General features: G+C 53.1%; 1 protein-coding gene. It reads right to left on the reverse strand.

Annotation, left to right across the window (positions count from 1 at the left end; genetic code table 11):
- On the reverse strand, positions 1-499 hold a 499-nt coding region (locus tag QUB56_RS35920), incomplete at both ends, for an Ig-like domain-containing protein (RefSeq protein WP_332961138.1).

The raw sequence follows: 499 nt of genomic DNA on the forward strand, positions 1-499 counted from the left end.
TCGGAGTCGAAGTCATTGGCCAGAACTCCGCGGGGGAATAGGACATTGAGTGTCTTGTCGTGAGGAGTGTTGTAACGGTCGCTATTTGCCTGCGGGTGCTGATTAGTGACATTAATATTTACCCCAGCAGACCCAGACGTGAAGGTGCCGTCGCTGAGGCTGTAGCTGAAGTTGTCCAAACCGAAAAAACCCGGATTGGGAGTATAGCTAAAGGAACCGTCAGAGTTGAAAATGACCTTGCCGTTACTGGGCAATGATTCGAGTGTGGCACTCAAGGGGTCGCCGTCGGAGTCGAAGTCATTGGCCAGAACTCCGCGGGGGAATAGGACATTGAGTGTCTTGTCGTGAGGAGTGTTGTAACGATCGCTATTTGCCTGCGGTGGTTGGTTGGTTGGCAAGTTAGTGACCTCGAGGTTCACCGGAATCGGGGCAGACGGCGATACCCCGTCGCTGACGGTGTAAGTAAAGTTGTCAAAGCCTGCAAAACCGGGATTGGGAG

It is taken from the genome of Microcoleus sp. AR_TQ3_B6, assembly GCF_036702785.1.
In the GTDB taxonomy this organism is placed as follows: domain Bacteria; phylum Cyanobacteriota; class Cyanobacteriia; order Cyanobacteriales; family Microcoleaceae; genus Microcoleus.